The 20,187-nt window shown below is 56.6% G+C and carries 19 protein-coding genes; 12 read left to right on the top strand and 7 right to left on the bottom strand.

The window, feature by feature from the left end; genetic code table 11:
• Window positions 1-6: 6 nt before the first annotated feature.
• Window positions 7-552, bottom strand: coding sequence for a DUF2087 domain-containing protein (locus tag ACR0AM_RS06695; RefSeq protein ID WP_480622459.1), 546 nt, complete (start codon window positions 550-552; stop codon window positions 7-9).
• Window positions 553-747: 195 nt separating this feature from the next.
• Window positions 748-2,334, bottom strand: coding sequence for a glycerol-3-phosphate dehydrogenase (gene glpD / locus ACR0AM_RS06690; RefSeq protein ID WP_480622458.1), 1,587 nt, complete (start codon window positions 2,332-2,334; stop codon window positions 748-750).
• A gap of 179 nt (window positions 2,335-2,513) precedes the next feature.
• Here glpD and ACR0AM_RS06685 point away from each other — a divergent pair, with 179 nt between their 5' ends.
• The 6 genes from ACR0AM_RS06685 to ACR0AM_RS06660 all read left to right on the top strand — a co-directional run bounded on the left by ACR0AM_RS06685 (window position 2,514) and on the right by ACR0AM_RS06660 (window position 7,245).
• On the top strand, window positions 2,514-3,275 hold the full coding sequence (locus tag ACR0AM_RS06685; RefSeq protein ID WP_480485869.1) for a DeoR/GlpR family DNA-binding transcription regulator: 762 nt from the start codon (window positions 2,514-2,516) through the stop codon (window positions 3,273-3,275).
• 107 nt (window positions 3,276-3,382) lie between these two features.
• Window positions 3,383-3,538: a DUF5993 family protein gene (locus tag ACR0AM_RS06680; protein ID WP_209595994.1), complete on the top strand. Its 156-nt coding sequence runs from the start codon at window positions 3,383-3,385 to the stop codon at window positions 3,536-3,538.
• 10 nt (window positions 3,539-3,548) lie between these two features.
• Window positions 3,549-4,118, top strand: a complete 570-nt coding sequence (locus tag ACR0AM_RS06675) for a disulfide bond formation protein B (protein ID WP_480622457.1) — start codon at window positions 3,549-3,551, stop codon at window positions 4,116-4,118.
• Window positions 4,119-4,153: 35 nt separating this feature from the next.
• Window positions 4,154-4,516 (top strand): DUF3302 domain-containing protein, encoded by a 363-nt coding sequence (locus ACR0AM_RS06670; RefSeq protein ID WP_480485873.1) that lies wholly within the window; start codon window positions 4,154-4,156, stop codon window positions 4,514-4,516.
• Between the two features lie 21 nt (window positions 4,517-4,537).
• Window positions 4,538-5,683: an HlyD family secretion protein gene (locus ACR0AM_RS06665; protein ID WP_267366155.1), complete on the top strand. Its 1,146-nt coding sequence runs from the start codon at window positions 4,538-4,540 to the stop codon at window positions 5,681-5,683.
• A gap of 11 nt (window positions 5,684-5,694) precedes the next feature.
• A complete protein-coding gene (locus ACR0AM_RS06660) occupies window positions 5,695-7,245 on the top strand; it encodes an efflux transporter outer membrane subunit (RefSeq protein WP_480622456.1) in 1,551 nt (516 codons plus the stop codon).
• 3 nt (window positions 7,246-7,248) lie between these two features.
• Here the strand turns inward: ACR0AM_RS06660 and mprF are convergent, their stop codons facing one another.
• Both mprF and ACR0AM_RS06650 read right to left on the bottom strand, forming a co-directional pair.
• Complete coding sequence (mprF, locus tag ACR0AM_RS06655; protein ID WP_480622455.1) at window positions 7,249-9,858, bottom strand: bifunctional lysylphosphatidylglycerol flippase/synthetase MprF; 2,610 nt, start codon at window positions 9,856-9,858, stop codon at window positions 7,249-7,251.
• Between the two features lie 113 nt (window positions 9,859-9,971).
• Window positions 9,972-10,400: an Lrp/AsnC family transcriptional regulator gene (locus ACR0AM_RS06650; RefSeq protein WP_480472343.1), complete on the bottom strand. Its 429-nt coding sequence runs from the start codon at window positions 10,398-10,400 to the stop codon at window positions 9,972-9,974.
• A gap of 87 nt (window positions 10,401-10,487) precedes the next feature.
• Here ACR0AM_RS06650 and rocF point away from each other — a divergent pair, with 87 nt between their 5' ends.
• From rocF to ACR0AM_RS06635, 3 genes are read left to right on the top strand one after another with little or no spacing between them, the layout of a single operon-like run.
• Window positions 10,488-11,408, top strand: a complete 921-nt coding sequence (gene rocF, locus ACR0AM_RS06645; RefSeq protein ID WP_480493559.1) for an arginase — start codon at window positions 10,488-10,490, stop codon at window positions 11,406-11,408.
• Window positions 11,408-12,328 carry a citrulline utilization hydrolase CtlX gene (gene ctlX / locus ACR0AM_RS06640; protein WP_480622454.1) on the top strand — a complete coding sequence of 307 codons (921 nt, stop codon included), beginning with the start codon at window positions 11,408-11,410 and terminating at the stop codon, window positions 12,326-12,328. Before rocF ends, ctlX begins: the two co-directional genes overlap by 1 nt.
• A 9-nt stretch (window positions 12,329-12,337) precedes the next feature.
• A complete protein-coding gene (locus ACR0AM_RS06635; RefSeq protein ID WP_480604273.1) occupies window positions 12,338-13,378 on the top strand; it encodes an ornithine cyclodeaminase in 1,041 nt (346 codons plus the stop codon).
• Between the two features lie 139 nt (window positions 13,379-13,517).
• Here the strand turns inward: ACR0AM_RS06635 and ACR0AM_RS06630 are convergent, their stop codons facing one another.
• The 3 genes from ACR0AM_RS06630 to ACR0AM_RS06620 are packed head-to-tail and all read right to left on the bottom strand — an operon-like array spanning window position 13,518 to window position 16,627.
• Window positions 13,518-14,921, bottom strand: a complete 1,404-nt coding sequence (locus ACR0AM_RS06630; RefSeq protein ID WP_480622453.1) for a TRAP transporter large permease — start codon at window positions 14,919-14,921, stop codon at window positions 13,518-13,520.
• Window positions 14,922-14,924: 3 nt separating this feature from the next.
• A complete protein-coding gene (locus ACR0AM_RS06625; RefSeq protein ID WP_480472339.1) occupies window positions 14,925-15,554 on the bottom strand; it encodes a TRAP transporter small permease subunit in 630 nt (209 codons plus the stop codon).
• Window positions 15,555-15,610: 56 nt separating this feature from the next.
• Complete coding sequence (locus tag ACR0AM_RS06620) at window positions 15,611-16,627, bottom strand: C4-dicarboxylate TRAP transporter substrate-binding protein (protein ID WP_480476952.1); 1,017 nt, start codon at window positions 16,625-16,627, stop codon at window positions 15,611-15,613.
• A gap of 430 nt (window positions 16,628-17,057) precedes the next feature.
• Between ACR0AM_RS06620 and acs the strand changes: the two genes are divergently transcribed.
• The 3 genes from acs (at window position 17,058) to ACR0AM_RS06605 (ending at window position 20,178) form a co-directional block, all read left to right on the top strand.
• Window positions 17,058-19,022: an acetate--CoA ligase gene (gene acs, locus ACR0AM_RS06615; protein WP_480493360.1), complete on the top strand. Its 1,965-nt coding sequence runs from the start codon at window positions 17,058-17,060 to the stop codon at window positions 19,020-19,022.
• 7 nt (window positions 19,023-19,029) lie between these two features.
• Complete coding sequence (locus ACR0AM_RS06610; protein WP_480493362.1) at window positions 19,030-19,713, top strand: adenylate kinase; 684 nt, start codon at window positions 19,030-19,032, stop codon at window positions 19,711-19,713.
• 180 nt (window positions 19,714-19,893) lie between these two features.
• On the top strand, window positions 19,894-20,178 hold the full coding sequence (locus ACR0AM_RS06605) for a DUF4212 domain-containing protein (protein ID WP_209504901.1): 285 nt from the start codon (window positions 19,894-19,896) through the stop codon (window positions 20,176-20,178).
• The last annotated feature ends 9 nt before the right edge of the window (window positions 20,179-20,187 follow it).

Raw genomic sequence — 20,187 nt, 5'->3', positions numbered from 1 at the left:
CTGGCGTTAGTCTGATCTTCCCCGCCGCCGTTCAGAGATTTCGCGGATCACCACCTTTGCCTCTGGTGTCGGTGCCTGCTCGACCCGGCGATAATCCGATCCATCCCGGTTCCGTGTCAGCAGCCCACAGGAGATCATGGTCCGGCGCAGGGTTGCAGGGTCATCAAAACAATGTTCGGCATTGAGGCACGCGTTGACGTCACCCTCTTGCAGCACCGCAGCAGCCGGTACCGCAGACCAGAGCCCCCACAAGGACAAAGTCTGCACAGATCTTTTTGACGACCACTGCCGAAGCCTGCCCTGCTCATCGAACAGGTGCAATGTACGCTCAACCGTACGCATGTCAGCAGCCGGTTGTTTCGGGCGGGCCTCGATCCGCCTGGCAGCGGCACTGGTGGCGCGCATATGTTGCACGTTCTGAAACCCGGCGGAACGGGCGACCATATTCATCAGGGTCAGGTGCGACGGGCTGGAGTCGCCAAGTTGTTGGGACAAGGTGCGCACGAATCCGGTCAGATCATCGGCGTGCAACGGTACAGGTGTTTTGCTCATCACAAATCCATATCGGGCGTTTTTCGCGATCGTTGGTCGCTGACTTGACGAAACAACGCCCGGATGGTTGCGATAGTTTCAAATTCACTGGCAGGTTTAGCACTCTGGGTAAGAGCAGCGACGCCTCGGTGTCTGCCGACCGTAACCAACGGCTAGCACAACACGGATCACCCGCCAAGAGGATAGAAAGATGGATCAGGCCGTGCTGCTGATCCGCCGTTCAGCCATCCAACCGTCGATCCGCGCGATCTGCTCGGCACTCAGTCGCAGGCCCAGCTTGTTGCGCCGCCAGACGACATCTTCGGCGGTTCTGGCATATTCCTTGTCGATCAGCCACGCGACTTCCCGCGCAGTCAGTGTTGCGCCAAAATCCTCGCCCAGATCAGACAACTGCTGCGCATCCCCAAGGACATCTGCTGCTTCAGTTCCATAGGCCCTGATTAGGCGTGTAGCCCAGGCGGCACCCAGAAACGGATACGCGGCCAAAAGCTGATCAGTCAGGGCTTCAACAGCGTCAACCGGAAAGTCACCGCCCGGCAGCGCAACACCGGCGGTCCAGGGGCCCGGCATATTCGGAAAGAATTCACCAATCTTCTCCAGAGCACTTTCCGCGAGCCGTCGATAGGTGGTGATCTTGCCGCCAAACACGTTCAATACAGGCGCCCCACCCTGCGCATCGACTTTCAGCGTGTAGTCCCGCGTTGCAGCGGTGGCACTGCTGGCACCGTCGTCATAAAGCGGCCGCACACCGGAATAGGTCCACACAACATCTTCGCGGGTCACAGTGCGCTTGAAATACTTCGATGCGAAAGTGCACAGATACTCCTGCTCGGCCTCAGTACAGACGGGTTTCGTGTCAGGGTCCGGGTGATCCTGATCCGTTGTGCCGATCAGGGTAAAGTCCTGCTCATACGGAATGGCGAAAATGATGCGGCCGTCTTCGCCCTGAAAGAAATAGCACTTGTCGTGGTCATAGAGCCGGGATGTCACAATATGGCTGCCCCGAACAAGTCGAACACCCTCGCGTGAGTTCACACGGATCTTGGTCTGGATGATGTCCCCGACCCAAGGGCCACCCGCATTGATCAGCATTCTGGCCCGGACAAGACGGGTTTCGCCGCTGCTGCGATCACGAATCGATACCTGCCAAAGGTCGTCCACCCGCTCGGCGGAAATCACCTCGGTTCGCACCATGATCTGCGCACCGCGCGCCTCGGCGTCGCGCGCATTCAGAACCACCAACCGCGAGTCTTCGATCCAGCAATCAGAATATTCGTATGCCGTTTCGAACTTGTCCTGTAGCGGGACGCCTTCCGGTGCCGATCGCAAGTTCAGCGACGTGGTGCCCGGCAGAATTTTGCGACCACCCAGATTGTCATACATGAACAAACCCAACCGGATCAGCCAGGCCGGACGCCGCCCGCGCATCCACGGCATGACCGTGCTGAGCAGCCGGGAGGTCGGCGTTTCCGAGTCAAATCGCATGTCCTTGTGGTATGGCAGTACAAAGCGCATCGGCCAGCTGATATGCGGCATCGCGCGCAACAGGGTTTCACGCTCGATCAGGGCCTCGCGTACCAGACGGATTTCGAAATACTCCAGATAGCGCAAACCGCCATGAAACAATTTCGTCGAGGCTGATGACGTGGCCGAGGCCAGATCATTCATCTCTGCCAAAGCAACTGACAGCCCGCGACCAGCAGCATCCCGAGCGATGCCGCAACCATTGATCCCACCACCGATGATAAAAAGGTCCGTTGTCTGAACGTCCGCTGACTGCATGCCAATGATTCCTTGTCAGGATGGATGATAGGCATTTGCCAGAACATCCTTCGTATGGTCAATGTTTATGTTCGAATTTTTTCGCTTTGCAACACTAACCTGAAATTTTCTAACACCTTCCTTGCTAAATCGGCCAAAAAGAACAAAAACGAAAGAAACACTTCAAGTTTGGAAACACCATGTCCCTGTCTTTTCGCCAATCTGACATTCTGGACATTGCCGGGGCCGAAGGCCGCGTCACCGTTGACGGGTTGGCCGAAAGATTTGGTGTCACGGTCCAGACGATCCGGCGCGACCTGACCGAGTTGGCCGAGGCAGGTAAACTGGATCGGGTGCATGGCGGCGCGGTGCTGCGCTCGGGCGTTTCCAACATCGGATATGAAGACCGCCGTGCCCTGAACGCCGACGCCAAGACCCGTATTGCACAGGCTTGCGCCATCGATATCCCCGACGGCGCATCGATCTTCATGAACATCGGAACCTCGACCGAGGCCGTGGCGCGGCAATTGCTGAACCACAAGAATCTGATGGTTGTGACCAACAACATGAATGTCGCAAACATTCTGATTGAGAACCCGGATTGTGAGGTCGTCATGGCCGGTGGCGTTCTGCGGCGCACCGACGGCGGGTTGATCGGAAATCTGACCGTATCGACCATTCGGCAATTTAAATTTGACCTTGCCGTAATCGGCTGTTCAGCTTTGGACACTGACGGAGATCTTCTGGACTTCGACTTTCAGGAGGTACAAGTCAGCCAGACCATCATTGCGCAGGCACGCCGCACATTTCTGGTTGCCGACCATTCAAAGTTTTACCGCTCGGCTCCGGCGCGCATCACTTCTTTGGCAGAAATCGACGCAATTTACACGGATGCGCCGTTACCAGGCGATCTGCACCTGCGCAGTCAGGAATGGCAAACGGACATCGTCCTGTGTAGCTAGCGGACATTAAGAATAGTCTCCAATTTACCGCGCCGCTTGCCAGATGCCACCCGGCCTGACACTATCGTTTGCATAAAGATATGTGCACGGGAGGGGAGCACCGGGCCATGATTGCGCTTTTATTTGCATTACTTACTGCCACGATGGGGCTCAACTATTTCAACATGACAAAGGCAGGCAATGCGCTGTTCTTCCTTACGATTGCCCTGAGTATCTACTGGTTGAAATTCCACGCCACCAGTCAGCTGACAATTCAGCTTTGAGGGCCTCGTCATGACACCTGAACTGTCACGAACATTTAACGCGATCGGAATGCTGGCTGTCTGTCTTGTTCTGGCGCTGGCGTTTTTCTATCAACTTGTCCTTTACGAACTGCCCTGCCCGCTTTGCCTGTTGCAGCGTGTCGGCTTTGTTGCTGTCGGCGTCGGGCTGGGCTTGAACCTGCTGTATGGCGCGCGACCGCAGCACTATGCCATCATGCTGATTGCCGCTTTGTATGGCGGCAGTGTTTCGATCCGGCAAATCCTGTTGCACATTGTGCCAGGAACCGGCCATTACGGATCGCCCGTTCTGGGGCTGCATTATTACACTTGGGCGGGCATCGCCTTTTTCCTTGTCCTGCTGGGTACGTCGTTCATGCTGCTGTTTGATCGCCAATATGACTCGGGCGCGGCCAGCGAGGTACATTTTGGGGGAAACAAGCTGGCCAAAACCGCCTTCTTTGTCATGCTGGCACTTGCCGTACTGAACGCCGGTTCAACTCTGCTGGAATGCGGACCGGGCATTTGTGATGACCCGCCAACGGACTACAAGTTGATTGACGAACTGAAAACGAATGACTGAGGATACCCTAACCTTCCCCTGATGGAGGCACACACATGGGACTATTGGGCCAGCCGCTGGGCTATTATGACTATCTGACATTGGTCGCGCTGATCCTGCTGCTTGCAGCAGTTATGGCGCTGTTCCTGTTCATTATGGGCCTTCCGGGGCGGATCGCGATCAAACGTAATCATCCCCATGCCGAAGCCGTAAAGATCATGGGATGGATGGGGTTTTTGGCTGTCGTGCCTTGGGTTCACGCCTTCATGTGGGCTTTCCACGATGGCGTCACGGTCGATATTCGCCGGGGCCCGGACGAGGAAAAAGATGCCATTCGCGATGAAATCAAACGCCTTGGCGGCAAGGTCAAACCCGAATACCAGGATCGTCTGGACACAGATGACACACAACCCAGTTAAGACCGAAGGACCCTAATTCCTATGTTCGTCGCCCTCGGCATCACGCTGTTCTACATCATTTTCGTCTGGCTCATTTTTTTCAAGCTGGAATGGCTGAAGTTCAACATTGCCTGGGGCATTGTTTCGTTCTGGGTGGGTGCACACCTGCTGTTGATCTTCCTTGTGGCATTGCGCTTCTTTCAGCCGTTTTCAGCAGACAGCCACGTGGTACGTTCGACCATACAGATCATCCCCAAGCTGACACAGCCGACGATCCTGTCCGAGGTTCTTGTTGAACCGAATACACCGGTCGCAAAGGGCGATCCGCTGTATCGGTTCGATGATACGGTGTTTTCGCTGGCGGTCGATAATGCGCAGGCCCAGTTGGTGGCGGCACAGCAGAACGCCAAAATCCTTGAACAGGATGTCATTGCGTCGACCGAAGCTGTCGAACGGGCCAATGCGCAATTGGCCTATGCGCAAACCCAACAGGCGCGGTATGAGAATCTTGTTCCGGCCGGAGGCGCCCGTCAGGACGATCTGGATCGATGGAACGAACAGGTGACGGAAGATCAGGCCGCCGTCAAACAGGCTGGGGCCAACCTGACCAAGGCTCAACTGGCGCTGGAATCGCAGATTGACGGCGTGAACACGGGCATCCTTCAGGCGCAGGCGCAATTGGCCGAAGCCGAGTATTTTCTGGAAAACACAACAATCTATGCGCCTGAAAATGGCATGATCGTCTCACAGCAGGCTCGCCCCGGATTGGTAGTCGGTGACGTCCGATTGGGTGCGATTGCCAGCTTTGTGACTGATGAAAGCCCTTATATCCTTGCCACGTTCCGCCAGCAGAACCTGAAATTTGTCGAGCCGGGGCAAGAGGTCGAAGTTGCACTTGATCTTTATCCCGGTGAAATCCTGACGGGCAAGGTCGAAGCGATCTGGTGGGCCACCCGGCAGGGGCAACTCATCCCGTCGGGCCGCCTGCCCGGTTTCGAGCTGCCCAAACTGCCCGGTCGGATTGCGGTCCAGATCACCGTCGATGTTCCGGAAGACCACATTTTCCCAGCAGGTGGTCATGCCGCAGTGGCGATCTATACAGGCCAAGGCAAAAGTTTTGAGTTTCTGAGGCGTATCAACATCCGTCTCTATTCCTTCGCCAACTTCATCCGACCTCTGGATATCTGAGGATGCGCGCCATGACACTCCGCAGGTTGTTGGGAACCGCCATTTGTGCCGCCACTCTCGCGGCCTGCACACCCGTTGGACCAGATTTCGTGCGCCCCAACTCACCTGTCGTGAAACAGTGGATCGAGGTCAACAACCCCAGCGCCGGTCAAAGTGGGCTGACGTCGCGCAGTGCGCCTGTCGTGAAATGGTGGCAGACATTCAATGATCCGACCCTCAACAAACTGATTGCCGAGGCATACGCCCAGAACCTGACACTTCAGGTCGCTGGAGCGCGGGTTTTGCAGGCCCGTGCACAACTGGGTATCGCCTTTGGCGAGCTTTACCCGCAGTCGCAGGCCGTTGGCGGCTCGCTTGAACGGCGTCAGATCAGTGACAATCTGGGGCCAATTTCGGATGTCAATCGCGTCATCCCGCTGGATACCGAGTTCTCGACCTCGCAAGTCGGCTTCGATGCCCAATGGGAGTTGGACGTCTGGGGCGCGCAACGACGCGGCGTTCAGGCGGCGCGATCCAACCTGGCCCTGCAAGTGGCGAATTACGACGACGCGTTGGTGACGCTGACCGGGGATGTCGCCGCGCTTTACGTCAATATCCGGGCGTTGCAAGAGACGCTGGCAATTGCGCGTGAGAACATCAAATTGCAGCAGGATTCGGCAGACCTGACTCAGCTGCGGTTTAACAATGGCGTCACCACGGAACTGGACGTGCAGGAATCCACCGCCCTGCTGAACAACACTAAGGCGCTGGTACCCGAACTGGAAAGCGACTTGCAACAGACCAAGAACGCGCTTGCGGTGTTGTTGGGCACGACACCTTCACGCATGACCGGTCTGTTGGGCAATTCCGGCCACATTCCATCGGCCCGAGCAAATGTGGCAGTGGGCGTTCCCGCTGAATTGCTACGCCGCCGCCCGGATGTGCGCGCGGCTGAACTGGCGGCAGCCACGCAATCGGCACAAGTGGGCATCGCGATGGCGGACCTGTATCCCCAATTCATCCTGTCTGGCGCGATCGGGCTGCAGGCATCCGGCGGGCGCGATCTGTTCAGCGGTGGCAGCACAACCGGTCTGGCCAGTGCCGGTGTGGTCTGGAATGTGCTGAACTATGGTCGCATCAAGAACAATGTTCGCGCGCAGGACGCCGCTTATCAGGCGCTGATTGCGAATTATCAGAACACTGTGCTGACCGCTTATTCCGAAGTTGAAAGTGCCATGGTCGCTTATGCGCAGGCACGTAAGCAGGTCGGGTTCTATCAACAAAGTGTCGAGGCCTCACGCAAAGCTGCCGAAATCGCCGTCAGCCAGTATACAGACGGCATTGCCGATTATTCGCGCGTGCTGAACACCCAGACCGCGCTATTGCGGTCGCAGGCCAATCTGATCGAGGCACGGCAGCAGGTATCCAGCAATCTGGTGGCGGTTTACAAGGGCCTGGGCGGCGGATGGCAGATCCGGCAAAACCAGGAATTCCTGCCCGAAACCGTTCTGGCCGAGATGGCCTATCGCACGGACTGGGGCGATCTGCTGCAGAAAACCCCAACCCGCGCAAGCCTGAATTAAGTGCTACTTGGTTAACCCGCGCAATCCGCCCGAGATCAGGATATTGACCTCATACAGAATGCGGGGCGCGGCCAGCCCGCCGGGGCTGGCCAGATAATTCGGGCTCCATTCCGGATCGAACTTCTGCTTGAACGCGCGCAGGCCTTCAAAATGGTAGAATTGCTCGCCATGTTCGTAAACGAACCCACCGATGCGGTTCCAAAGCGAAGCAAGCTGACGGTTTTCGATCCCTGAAAACGGTGCGGCACCCAGTGAAAACCAGTGAAACCCCTGCTGTGCGCCCCAATCCATCATGTCGGCGAAAAGAGCGTCCATAACGAAACTTGGGCTATCGGGTTCATAGCGCATAAGATCCAGCGACAGCTCCGACTTGTTCCCCCCTTGGAACAGGTTGGCAAAGGCCATGATCTTGCCGGTGTTGCCATCACGCAGGATAGCATGATCGAAATAGGACAGGTATTGATCATCAAGTCCCCCCAGCGCAAAGCCCTTTTCTGCACCGGCCTTTTGCGCAAGCCAGCGGTCTGAAATCCCACGCAAGTCTGACAACAGAGGCGCCAGTTCTTCCTTCGGAACGATCTCGAACACATATCCTTCGCGTTCAGCACGGTTCTTGGCTTGCCGGAACCGCTTGCGCGACTTTCCGTCCAGCGAGAAATCGTGCAAAGAAACCCGCGCAACCTCGCCAATTTTCAGGATCGACAGTCCAAGATCCAGAAAAGTCGGTAGATATTTGGTCGAGACACTGTAGAACGCGCAAAGTTTACCTTCGCGATCCGCCATTTCCCGAAGCTGCCAAATCAGTTGCTGCCCGGCACCCTCGTCTCCAACCGGTTCTCCTTTCGAAATCAGCGCATTGCCTGTGTCGGCGTAGGCAATAAACGCGGTCTCATCCGGTGAGATCAGGAATTGCTTGTCACCGGTAAGCGAGATTTGGGATTCCGTATCCTCACTCTCCATCACTAGCCGCTCGACAACCTCTGGGATTTCAACCCGCTGTGGTGTCGGAATCTCACGCCCGAACAGAGAGTTCATGGCAACAATGCCCACGATCACGGCCACGACAAGGCTGGACCGCAGAAAGCGCGAGGCGTCACCGTTCCAAGCAAACTGCCACCACAGATCATTTTGGTATTCGACATGCGAATATGCAAACAGCCCGATCCAGAAAATCACCGCCAGCAGAACCACGACACTGATCAGCCATGGGATGTTCAGCCGAAAAATCGACGCGCCACTGACCCGGTAGAACGCACCGCGAAACATGGCCAGCAGACCGATCGTTCCCAGCATCGAAAACGCCTCGTGGATGTCGAGCCCCTTTGCAAGCGAAGCAAAGAATCCCGCCCCCATCAACACCATCGCAACGACCCATGCCCTGTAGAGCTTGCGGAACAACCCGCGCGAGACCAGCAACAGCAATACGCCTACGACGCTGCCTGCAAGATGCGAAGCCTCGACAAATGACAGGGGCAGCAGATCTTTCAGCGTGCCGAGCTTTTGCGCCCCCGCTGGCAGCGCGCCCGACACCAGCAAGATCACCCCGGCCACTGCGGCAACCCCGGCCGCGACCATTGGAACCATGGGGCGGATCACACGATAGACCCAAACCGCGGCAGCGCCGATCATGTGTCTTTGGGTCAAGACCGATGCAACGGCAATGGAAAGGCTGGCGACTGCAAATGGCAAAAAAGTGTAAACCACCCGGTAAAGCAGCAACGCAGCAATCACATCCGAACGACCCGACGCCCCCAGACCGGCAATCAATGTCGCCTCAAACACGCCGATCCCGCCCGGCGCATGGCTCAGGATTCCAACGGCAATGGCAGCGATATAGATGGTGAAGAAATACGGGTACCCAACCCCCAAATCATCCGGCATCAGTACGTAAAGCGCCATGGATGCGCCAAACAGGTCGCCGATGGCAGCCAACGTCAGCAGGCCCGCCAGCTTGCCTCCGGGCAAATCGAAACCGACACCTGCAACAGCCAACCGTCGGCCACCGCTGGACAGCCAAATGAACATCGCGACAAATGCAACCAGCAAGCACAATCCTATGGTGGTTTCGACCGTTTCGCTGACGGGCATCACCTTGGATATTCCATCCGGGTGCAGGGTCAGCAACAGGCCCAAAATCAGGATCAGACCCATCCAGAACGCCACCCATGAGGTTGCGATTACACCAGCCACCCGGCCAAGATCCAAGCCAAGCGACGCGTATATCCGATACCGGATTGCGGTTCCGGTGATGTAGGAAAATCCAAGGCAGTTCGACACCGCGTATCCACTGGCTCCGGCCATCCCCGCCACAGGTAACGGCACCTTGCCATCCGCCACGCTTTGTACCGCGAACACATCATAGAGCGACAGCGACAAAAAGCTGAACGCTGTCCAGCACATCGCAAAAAACATCAATTTCCATGATGTCGCTGAAATATCTGTCTGGACATCCGACCATTTCACATGGGCCGACAGATCGTGCAAAACCGAAAGGGCAATCCCGGTAATAACGACCGGTATCGCGATGCGCAGCCAGGGTTTCTCCAGTAGACCAGCAAGACGTTCGGCCCACTTTTCGGCCAAAGGTTCGTCACCATTATCAGATGTGGTCATGCCGCAAGCCTTCCGGAAATACTGAACCCTTAATCAGCAAGCGGCCTACCTAAGGGTAAGCCGCACCCTGTCTACTCACGAACTCTGGCACAATTCGCATTTATCTCAAAGCACTAGAGCCGCCCCTTGCGCGTTGACAGCAGCAGGTTCGTTTCCGAACGTGTAACGCCGTCGATCCTGCGAATATGAAACAGAACCTCGTCCAGCTCGGCCAGAGTTTCCGTACTGATTTCGGCAATCAAATCCCAACTGCCGTTGGTCGAATGGACCGCCGTGACCTGCCGCATAGCCCCGATCCGGGACATCACGCGCTCGGTACCGCGCCCCTCGATTTCTAGCATCATCAGCCCACGCACAGGGCTTTGTGCCAGATCCCGACGCGTCAACACAGTAAAACCGACGATCTCACCAGATTGCTTGAGCCGTTGCAAACGGCTGCGCACCGTAGTGCGGGTTACGCCCAGCGTTTCCGACAGCTCTGACAGGCTGGCGCGCGCGTCACGCTGCAATGCGCCCAGCAGACGACTATCCAATTCGTCCATATCACTTTCTCATTAAGGAGTTTCCTGAACCATTTTGAGCATTTTGCGCTCTTCACGCAAGACACAGTGACGGCCTAAATGGACCACATGGAACGCAATAACATCATTTTAGTCGGCGCGCCGATGGACGCCGGAAAACGGCGTCAGGGTTGCCGAATGGGTCCTGACGCATATCGCGTGGCCGGGCTGGATCAGGCCTTGACCGATCTTGGTCACTCCGTTTGCGATTGGGGCGACGTGCAACCTGAAGAAACCGGCTTGCCCGAACATCCGCACCTGTTCGCGCTGCCCGAATGCATCGGTTGGACGCAAGCGCTGAGCAAGGTCGCGCTAAAAGCGGCTGATCGGGGCATTCCGATCTTCATGGGCGGCGATCACGCGTTGTCCATGGGAACCGTGACCGGGATGGCCGCTTATGCTGCAAAGATTGACCGCCCGCTGTTCGTTCTGTGGCTGGATGCCCATAGTGACTTTCACACCCCCGACAGCACAGACAGCGGCAACCTGCATGGCACACCCGTCGCCTATTTTACAGGAAGGCCGGGGTTCGAGGCATTTCCTTCCTTACCTGCCATCGTGCCAACGGACCGCGTCGGCATGATCGGCCTACGCTCTGTCGACCCGGCAGAACGTTCGGCGCTGGAACAAAACCGGGCCATGCTGGCCGACATGCGCAGCATTGACGAACATGGGATCAAGGCCCCGTTGCTGGCGTTTCTGGACCGCGTCAAAGTTGAAAACGCCCTTCTCCACGTTTCGTTGGATGTTGATTTCCTGGACCCGGCCATCGCCCCTGCCGTCGGCACCACTGTTCCTGGCGGTGCGACCGAGCGCGAGGCTCATCTGGTCATGGAACTGCTGCATGAAAGCGGACTGGTCAGTTCGCTGGATCTTGTCGAACTGAACCCGTTTCTGGATGAACGTGGCCGCACTGCAAAACTGATGGTCGATCTGGCCGCCTCACTTATGGGCCGTCGCGTCTTTGACCGCCCCACCCGGAGTTTCTGATGCTATCGCTACAAGCACCGTCTGCAGCAGTAATGATCCGGCCACATGCCTTTGCCTCCAACCCGGAAACACGCGATGACAATGCGTTTCAAACGCTGAGTATCACGTCGGCCGCAGCTACGTCGGAAGCTGCGAGAGATGAACATGACCAGGCAGTTCAACGCCTGCGCGACACAGGAATCACTGTTCACGTTTTTGATGATTTTGGCGATCTCGACACACCCGACAGCGTTTTTCCAAACAATTGGTTTTCCACACATCCTGGTGGTCACATAGCAGTTTACCCGATGTTCGTGCCGTCTCGCCGACGCGAGCGGCGAACCGATGTCATCGAACTGCTCAAACATGAGTATCGCGTGCAGGATGTCATAGACTATTCCGGGCTGGAACAAGACAACCTTGCGCTGGAAGGGACAGGTGCGATGGTGTTGGACCACATTGCCCGCATCGCGTATACAGTCACCTCCAATCGCGCCGACCCGGTCTTGCTGGAGCGGTTCTGCACTCATTTCAACTATGAACCAATTGCCTTTCAGGCCCGCGACGCAAAAGGCAGGGACGTTTATCATACCAACGTATTGATGGGGATCGGCACTCATTACGCGTTAATCTGCCTCGACATGATATCGGACCCCGACCGTCGCTTGACCATTCGCAATCGGTTAGAGGAATCCGGTCGAACCGTAATTGATCTGACTCATGACCAAATCGCCGAATTTGCGGGGAATGCAATTGAGTTGAAGGGACGCAATGGATTGGTGCTGGCATTGTCGAGCCGAGCGTTAGGCGCCCTCACCCCTGATCAAATCAAAATAATCCAAGCCAGTGCAACGCCTTTGCCACTGTCCGTCCCAACAATCGAAACTGCTGGTGGGTCAGTACGCTGCATGATTGCAGGCGTCCACCTTGCCCGCCGATAGGAGAGTACGATGCAACCTTCTGACAAGGCACTCGTGCCTTTTGTGTCCGTCGACAACATGATGCGTTTGATCCACCACATTGGCGTCGAACAGATGATCGTTCAGATCGCCGATCAAATCGAATCCGATTTCAAACGGTGGGAAAGCTTTGACAAGACCCCGCGTATCCCGGCGCATTCTCCGCACGGTGTGATTGAACTGATGCCCACCTCGGATGGTGAGGCATATGGGTTCAAATACGTGAACGGTCATCCCAAAAACACCTCCGAGGGTCTGCAAACTGTGACCGCATTCGGATTGCTGGCGGATGTTTACACCGGATATCCCACTCTGCTGACCGAAATGACGATGCTGACGGCGTTGCGCACGGCGGCAACGTCGGCTCTGGTCGGACGCTATCTTGCCCCGAAGAATGCCACAACCATGGCCATGATCGGCAATGGGGCGCAGTCCGAGTTCCAATGCCTCGCTTTCAAGGCAATGTGCGGGATCGACACTGTGCGGCTTTACGATATCGATCCCGGTGCAACAGCGAAATGCGCCGCAAACCTACAAGGCAAGGGCCTGACGGTCGTCCCATGCAAGACGCCGGAAGATGCTATTGAAGGCGCTCAGATCATCACCACCTGCACGGCAGACAAGAAAAACGCCACCATCCTCACCGACAACATGGTCGGTCCCGGCGTCCACATCAACGCCATCGGTGGCGATTGCCCCGGCAAGACAGAATTGCATCGCGACATCTTGCTGCGCTCAGACATTTTCGTAGAATATCCCGAGCAAACCCGGATCGAGGGCGAGATTCAGGCGCTGGATGCTGATCATCCCGTGACCGAGATGTGGCAGGTCATGACCGGTGCTGCCAAAGGGCGCACAGACAACCGCCAAATCACCCTGTTCGACAGCGTTGGCTTCGCGATTGAAGATTTCTCAGCCCTGCGTTATGTCAAGCAGGCGATCGAAGGCACCGCATTCTTTGAACCTCTGGACATGCTGGCAGACCCGGACGATCCGCGCGACCTGTTCGGAATGCTGATGCGGGCCGGTTAGGCGCACCTAAGGGGGCTCTGCCCCCGTCGCCCGTGCCGGGCGCCTCCCCCGGGATATTTATTGGCCAGATGAAGCAGGGGATCCGTTCTTCATCTGGCTTTAAATATCCCGGAGCGCGAGGCAGAGCCTCGCATCCCACCTAACCCGCAAGCGATGGCAGGTAGAGTACAATACCAGGGAACGCCACAAGCATTGCTATGGTCAGGGCGTCGGCCACGAAAAACGGCGTCACACCTCTGAAGACATCCTGAACACTCAAATCCGGACGCACCCCGGCGACGACAAAGCAATTCAATCCAATTGGCGGTGTAATCAGGCAGAATTCGGCCATTTTGACTACCAGAATTCCGAACCAGATCGCGCACATCGGGCCGGACATGCCAAACGCACTGTCTGCGGCACTGACAGATTCACCACCGTTCAGCGCCATAACCGCCGGATAAACAACAGGTAAGGTCAAGAGCAGCATTCCAATCGCATCCATGAACATGCCCAACACGGCGTAGGCAAGAAGAATACAGATCAGGATCAACATGGGCGACATCTCGAGCTCGGTTATCCAGTCAGAAAAGGCGCCGGGAAGGTCTGCAAATCCTAGAAACCGCACATAGATCAGAACGCCCCAGATGATCGAAAAGATCATCGCGGTAAGCTTGGCCGTTTCCAGCAGCGCGGATTTGAATTCACTCCACCGCATCCCGTGGAACAGGGCGAAGCAGAAGACGATGAAGGCGCCGATTGCACCGCCTTCCGTCGGTGTGCCCCACGCTTTTTCACCAAACGGGTTATAGACAAAGCAGATGATGATCAGGATGACGGCGACAATAGGAATGGCTCCGGGAAGGGCCGAAAAGCGCTGTTTCCATGTAAAGCCTGTGACCGGAGGACCGACGGACTTAAAGATCACAGCGATCCCGACAATCAGCACGGCATAGATGATCGCTGAAAAAGCACCCGGAATGAACCCCGCCAGAAGTAGCTTCCCGACATCCTGCTCGACGATGATCGCGTAGATCACCAGTATGGCCGATGGTGGGATCAACGAGGCCAGCGTTCCTCCGGCGGCCACCACACCAGCAGCAAAGCGTTTGTTGTAGCCGACCTTTAGCATTTCCGGGATCGCGATGCGGGCAAAGACGGCAGAGGTGGCGACCGAGGCACCCGAAACCGCGGCGAAACCGGCGGTGGCAAAAACAGTTGAAACCGCCAACCCTCCAGGAACCCAGGCGACCCAGCGTTTGGCAGCTTCAAACAACGCCCGCGTGAGCCCTGCGTAATAGGCCAGATACCCGATCAGGATAAAGGTCGGGATCAGGCTGAGGGTGTGAGAGGCAACTTTGGAATGCGGCACTTGCCCGGCGGTTTTGACCGCAACTGTCAGCGCCTTTCCAAACCGCGCTGGATCATACCCAAACTTGGCCCAAAAAATCCAAACCAGCCCGATAAGCCCGGCCAAGCCCGCAGCGAACGCCACGCGCATGCCGACCACGACAAAGACCAGAAGCCCGCCCGTGACCCAGAGGCCAATTTCAATCGTGTCCATAAATCAGTCCTGCCCTTCGAACTGTTCGGCCTCAGCCGCTGCTTGTGCTGCCGCGTCCTGTATCAACGGAACGGCCACCGGAGCTTCCAGTCCCAGCCATAATGCGCGGCCATAGCCCCAAGCCTGCAAAGCAAGCCGCAGGCACAGTACGGAAAACGCGATGGGGGCCAGTAGTTTCGCCGGCCACAATGGAATTCCGATATCAATGGAACTGTCGCGGCTCCACAATGGTGCGCCCAAGTCAAAGGAGCGGTCGAAGTGAGACCAACTGCCCCAAACCAGTGCAAGCATCAGAAGCAGGATCAAAACCACCGAGACCAGTTCGAACAGCCACAACCCCCTGCCGTGAAGGCGCGATAGAACGATGTCCATGCGGATGTGGCCGCCATCGCGCTGAACATATGAAATGCCCAGAAATGCGATCAGTGGCATCGCCTGTTCGATCCAGTCAACATACCCTGGCAATGGGGCATTCAGGGCATTGCGCCCACTGACCGAAATAACGGCGAGCACCATCAAGCCAAATACTGCGAATCCGCTGATGAGCGCCAGAAAGCGCTCCAGTTTCAACAACTTCTGATCCAGCTGGCTCAGACGGCTTCCGTCCACCAGCACTGTGGCCTGTCCTGCCATTCCGGTGTTCCCCAATATTAGTGTACCGGGTGCCCGTTGGGCACCCGGGTTCAGGATCAGTTGCCGCCGCGCTGTTGGGTCAGCGTCGCCTGAACGAGATCATAAAGATCCTGCGCTGGCAGTCCCTGTTCCGTCATTTCCGCGATCCACTTCTCACGGATCGGGTCGGCTGCCTTGGTGCGGAATTCTGCGATCACGGCATCATCGATCATGACTTTCTGGACACCCTTTTCTTGCAGAACACTGTCCCATTGCTCGAGCAATCCGTCGTAATTTGTCAGGTAATGGTCAATCGCCTCATCAATCGAGCTGTCCAGCGCCTCGCGATGCGCGGCTGGCAGGGCCTCATAGGCGTCAATGTTGACCACGACTGGGCAGTTTACCGTTCCTGGGTTCAGGTTTGCCGTCCACCAGTCGGCTTCGTTGATCGTCCCGAAAGACAGATGTGCGTGCTGGGCAAAGGCCACGGTGTCAACGACACCTGATTCCATGGCATTGAACGCTTCGGTTGCGGGGACCGATGTCGGAACACCTCCGACCGCCTCAAAGGCTTGCCCCAAACCACCAGTTGCACGGACCCGCATTCCGTCAAAATCAGACAGTTCATCGCGTGGCTCGCCGGTACCGACCAGGTTATACTGCGGCATCGGTGAGGTCATGATGATGCGGGCGTTCCATTGGGCCATCTCATCTTTGACTGCGGGATGATCATAAACCGCATGGCTGACCGCCACCTCCTCCTTCAGGTTGTTTACGCCAAGGAAGGGCAGCTCCAGAACAGTAATCGCGCGGTTTTTGTCGCGGTGGTAGCCTGCACAGAACTGAGCCATCTCGAAGGCGCCGATTTCAATACCGTCCAAGTTCTCGCGCGGCTTGGATAGTCCGCCATAGCTGACATTGATGGTGAATTCACCGCCGGTTTTTTCGCTGACAAGCTCGGCCAGTTTTTCAACATGCTCGGTGAAGGCACGACGTTTGCCCCAGACTGATGCGTTCCATTCAGTTGCAAAGGCTTCACCGACAAAAGCAAAGCTCAGGGCGGCGACGGCCGCACCGCTCAACATCTTTTTCATCATTTGATCTCCCATTGCTGCGCCTCCTCCCGAGGCGCTTGAGGATCAAGCTAGCGCCAACATTCTACTGTGCCAACCCTGCCTTGGCTTTCCGCTGGTATCAGAAGAAGTTCCCGCTTGGATTGCGCATGCAGGAAAACCAGGTGTTCGTGGACTGACCCTCGCTTGTGTCAAGCAATGCAAGCAGGACATGTGTTACACCTATCCATTTACTTTAAAAAGATTTTTACGAAATTTACGCGTTTTCTTTACTAGAGGTGGCCGTAGTTAGAAATTTCTTTACAAATAAATTCAGGGATTCCGGCAATTTATTTATTTATTTTCAGAACTCGGTAATATTCGACCTTGGGGAGGAACGGGATCGACATTGCCAGACCAAGTGGCAAAAAATGTCCCAACGTAATCCAGTCCAGAGGGAGGAGCCTCAAAAATGACCACCGCTGCCCAGGCAGATGCCAAGACCTATCCGCCATCCGCAGAAACCGTCGCCCGTGCGCATGTTGATGCCGAAAAATATGCCGGCATGTACGCCGCTTCGATCAGTGACCCCGACGCATTCTGGGGCGAGCAAGGCAAGCGCGTTGACTGGATCAAACCCTTCACCCAGGTCAAAGACGTTAACTACGATTTCGGTTCGGTTAAAATAAACTGGTATGCCGATGGCACCTTGAATGTCTCGGCCAACTGTTTGGATCGCCACCTGAAAACCCGCGGAGATCAAACGGCAATCATCTGGGAACCGGACGATCCAAATGATCCGGCTCAGCATATCTCTTACGCAGAACTGCACCGCCGCACCTGCCGCATGGCCAACATCCTTGAATCTATGGGTGTGCGCAAAGGCGACCGCGTCGTCATTTATCTGCCTATGATCCCCGAGGCCGCTTATGCCATGCTGGCCTGCGCGCGGATCGGCGCAATTCACTCTATTGTTTTTGCAGGCTTCTCGCCGGACGCTCTGGCAGCCCGGATCAACGGCTGTGACGCCAAGGTTGTCATCACCGCGGACGAGGCTCCGCGCGGTGGTCGTAAGACGCCGCTGAAATCCAATGCTGACGCGGCACTGCTACACTGCAAGGATACGGTCAAGTGCCTTGTCGTCAAACGCACCGGTGGCCAGACTACCTGGATTGACGGTCGTGACTTTGACTACAACGAAATGGCCCTTGAGGCGGACGACTACTGCGCACCAGCCGAAATGAGCGCCGAAGATCCGCTGTTCATCCTCTACACCTCCGGCTCGACAGGTCAGCCAAAAGGCGTTGTTCACACAACCGGCGGCTATCTTGTTTACGCCGCAATGACGCATGAGATCACCTTCGATTACCACGAAGGCGACGTGTACTGGTGTACGGCAGATGTGGGCTGGGTGACCGGCCACAGCTATATTGTCTATGGCCCGCTGGCCAATGGTGCGACAACGCTGATGTTCGAAGGCGTTCCAACCTTCCCCGACGCGTCGCGTTTCTGGCAGGTCTGCGAAAAACACAAGGTGAACCAGTTTTACACCGCGCCCACAGCGATCCGCGCCCTGATGGGTCAGGGCAAAGAGTTTGTCGAGAAATGCGACCTCAGCGATCTGCGCACTCTGGGAACCGTGGGTGAACCGATCAACCCCGAAGCCTGGAATTGGTACAACGAAGTCGTCGGCAAGGGCAAATGTCCCATCGTGGATACTTGGTGGCAAACTGAAACCGGCGGTCACCTGATGACCCCCCTGCCCGGCGCCCATGCAATGAAGCCCGGATCGGCAATGAAACCGTTCTTTGGCATCGAACCGGTGGTGTTGGACCCGCAGTCCGGCGTCGAGATCGAAGGTAATGGTGTCGAGGGTGTGCTCTGCATCAAAGACAGCTGGCCCGGCCAGATGCGCACTGTCTGGGGCGATCATGAGCGGTTCGAAAAGACCTATTTTTCGGATTACAAAGGCTACTACTTCACTGGTGATGGCTGTCGTCGCGATGAAGATGGCGACTACTGGATCACCGGCCGCGTGGACGATGTGATCAACGTGTCTGGCCACCGCATGGGAACGGCCGAGGTGGAAAGCGCTCTAGTTGCACACGCCGCCGTAGCAGAAGCTGCGGTTGTTGGGTATCCCCATGAAATCAAGGGGCAAGGCATCTATTGCTATGTCACTTTGATGAATGACCGTGAACCAAGCGAAGAGCTCCGTAAGGAGTTGCGCACCTGGGTCCGGACCGAAATCGGACCGATTGCCAGCCCCGATGTGATCCAATGGGCCCCGGGCCTGCCCAAAACACGTTCCGGTAAGATCATGCGCCGCATCCTGCGCAAGATCGCCGAAAATGATTTTGGTTCGCTGGGTGACACCTCGACACTGGCCGATCCGTCGGTGGTCGAAGACCTGATCGAAAACCGCGCAAGCAAGTGAGGATGTGATGGACGCCGCCACGATCACCACTCCCGCAGTACTCATCCTTCTCGGCCCTCCGGGCGCCGGGAAGGGCACGCAGGCCCGGATGCTGGAAGAGAAATTCGGGCTTGTTCAACTCAGCACGGGTGACCTGCTGCGCGAAGCCGTTGCAGCAGGCACGGACGCAGGCAAAGCCGCCAAAGCCGTGATGGAAGCCGGTGATCTGGTCAGTGACGAGATCGTCATTGCGATCCTGCGCGACCGTATGGCGCAATCAGATTGCGCCAAGGGCGTCATTCTGGATGGGTTCCCCCGCACAACGGTTCAGGCAGAGGCGCTGGATGGTCTGCTGGCGTCCAATGACCAGAAGATCAACGCAGCAATCAGCCTGGAAGTGGAAGATGCCGAAATGGTGATCCGCATTTCGGGCCGCTACACCTGCGCGGGCTGCGGCGAAGGGTACCACGACCAGTTCAAGAAGCCAGCCGAAGACGGAAAGTGCGACAAGTGCGGCAGCACCGAATTCAAGCGCCGCGCGGATGACAACGCTGAAACCGTGGCTTCGCGCCTAGCGGCTTATCATGCACAGACCGCGCCGCTGATCACCTATTACGACGGTCACGGTGTTCTGAAACGCATCAATGCCATGGGCAGGATCGAAGATATCGCTGGCGATCTCGAAGGGATCGTGAGCGACACCATGAGTTAAGGGGAGGAGATAAGCCACAAGGCTTTGATCTTAAAAAGAATACTTCAAAAGACCGCTTCGGCGGACTGGTGAAGTTTTACCTGGCACCATACGGTGTTGGGCATTGTCGAGAAGCGGACCGACGCACTGGAGGAGTTGAGCACCGGGCCGCCAAACGAGGAAGCGAAGGAGGAACCCGCAATGGCGGATCAATCTACAAACTCCGCGCAGGCAGCCGAAGCCGACAAGGGCTATTGGCAGGCCAACCTGCGCCTCATCTACATCAGCCTCGTGATCTGGGCGCTGGTGTCATTTGGATTCGGCATCCTGCTGCGTCCGCTGCTGTCGGGCATCGCCGTCGGTGGTACTGATCTGGGCTTTTGGTTCGCTCAGCAAGGATCGATCCTGGTCTTTCTGGTGCTGATCTTCAACTACGCCTGGCGCATGAACAAGCTAGACGCCGAACACGGCGTGGATGAAGAGTAAGGGAGAGCG

This window comes from Ruegeria sp. AD9 (genome assembly GCF_056542305.1).
This window is presented reverse-complemented; position numbering and strand designations above follow the sequence as displayed.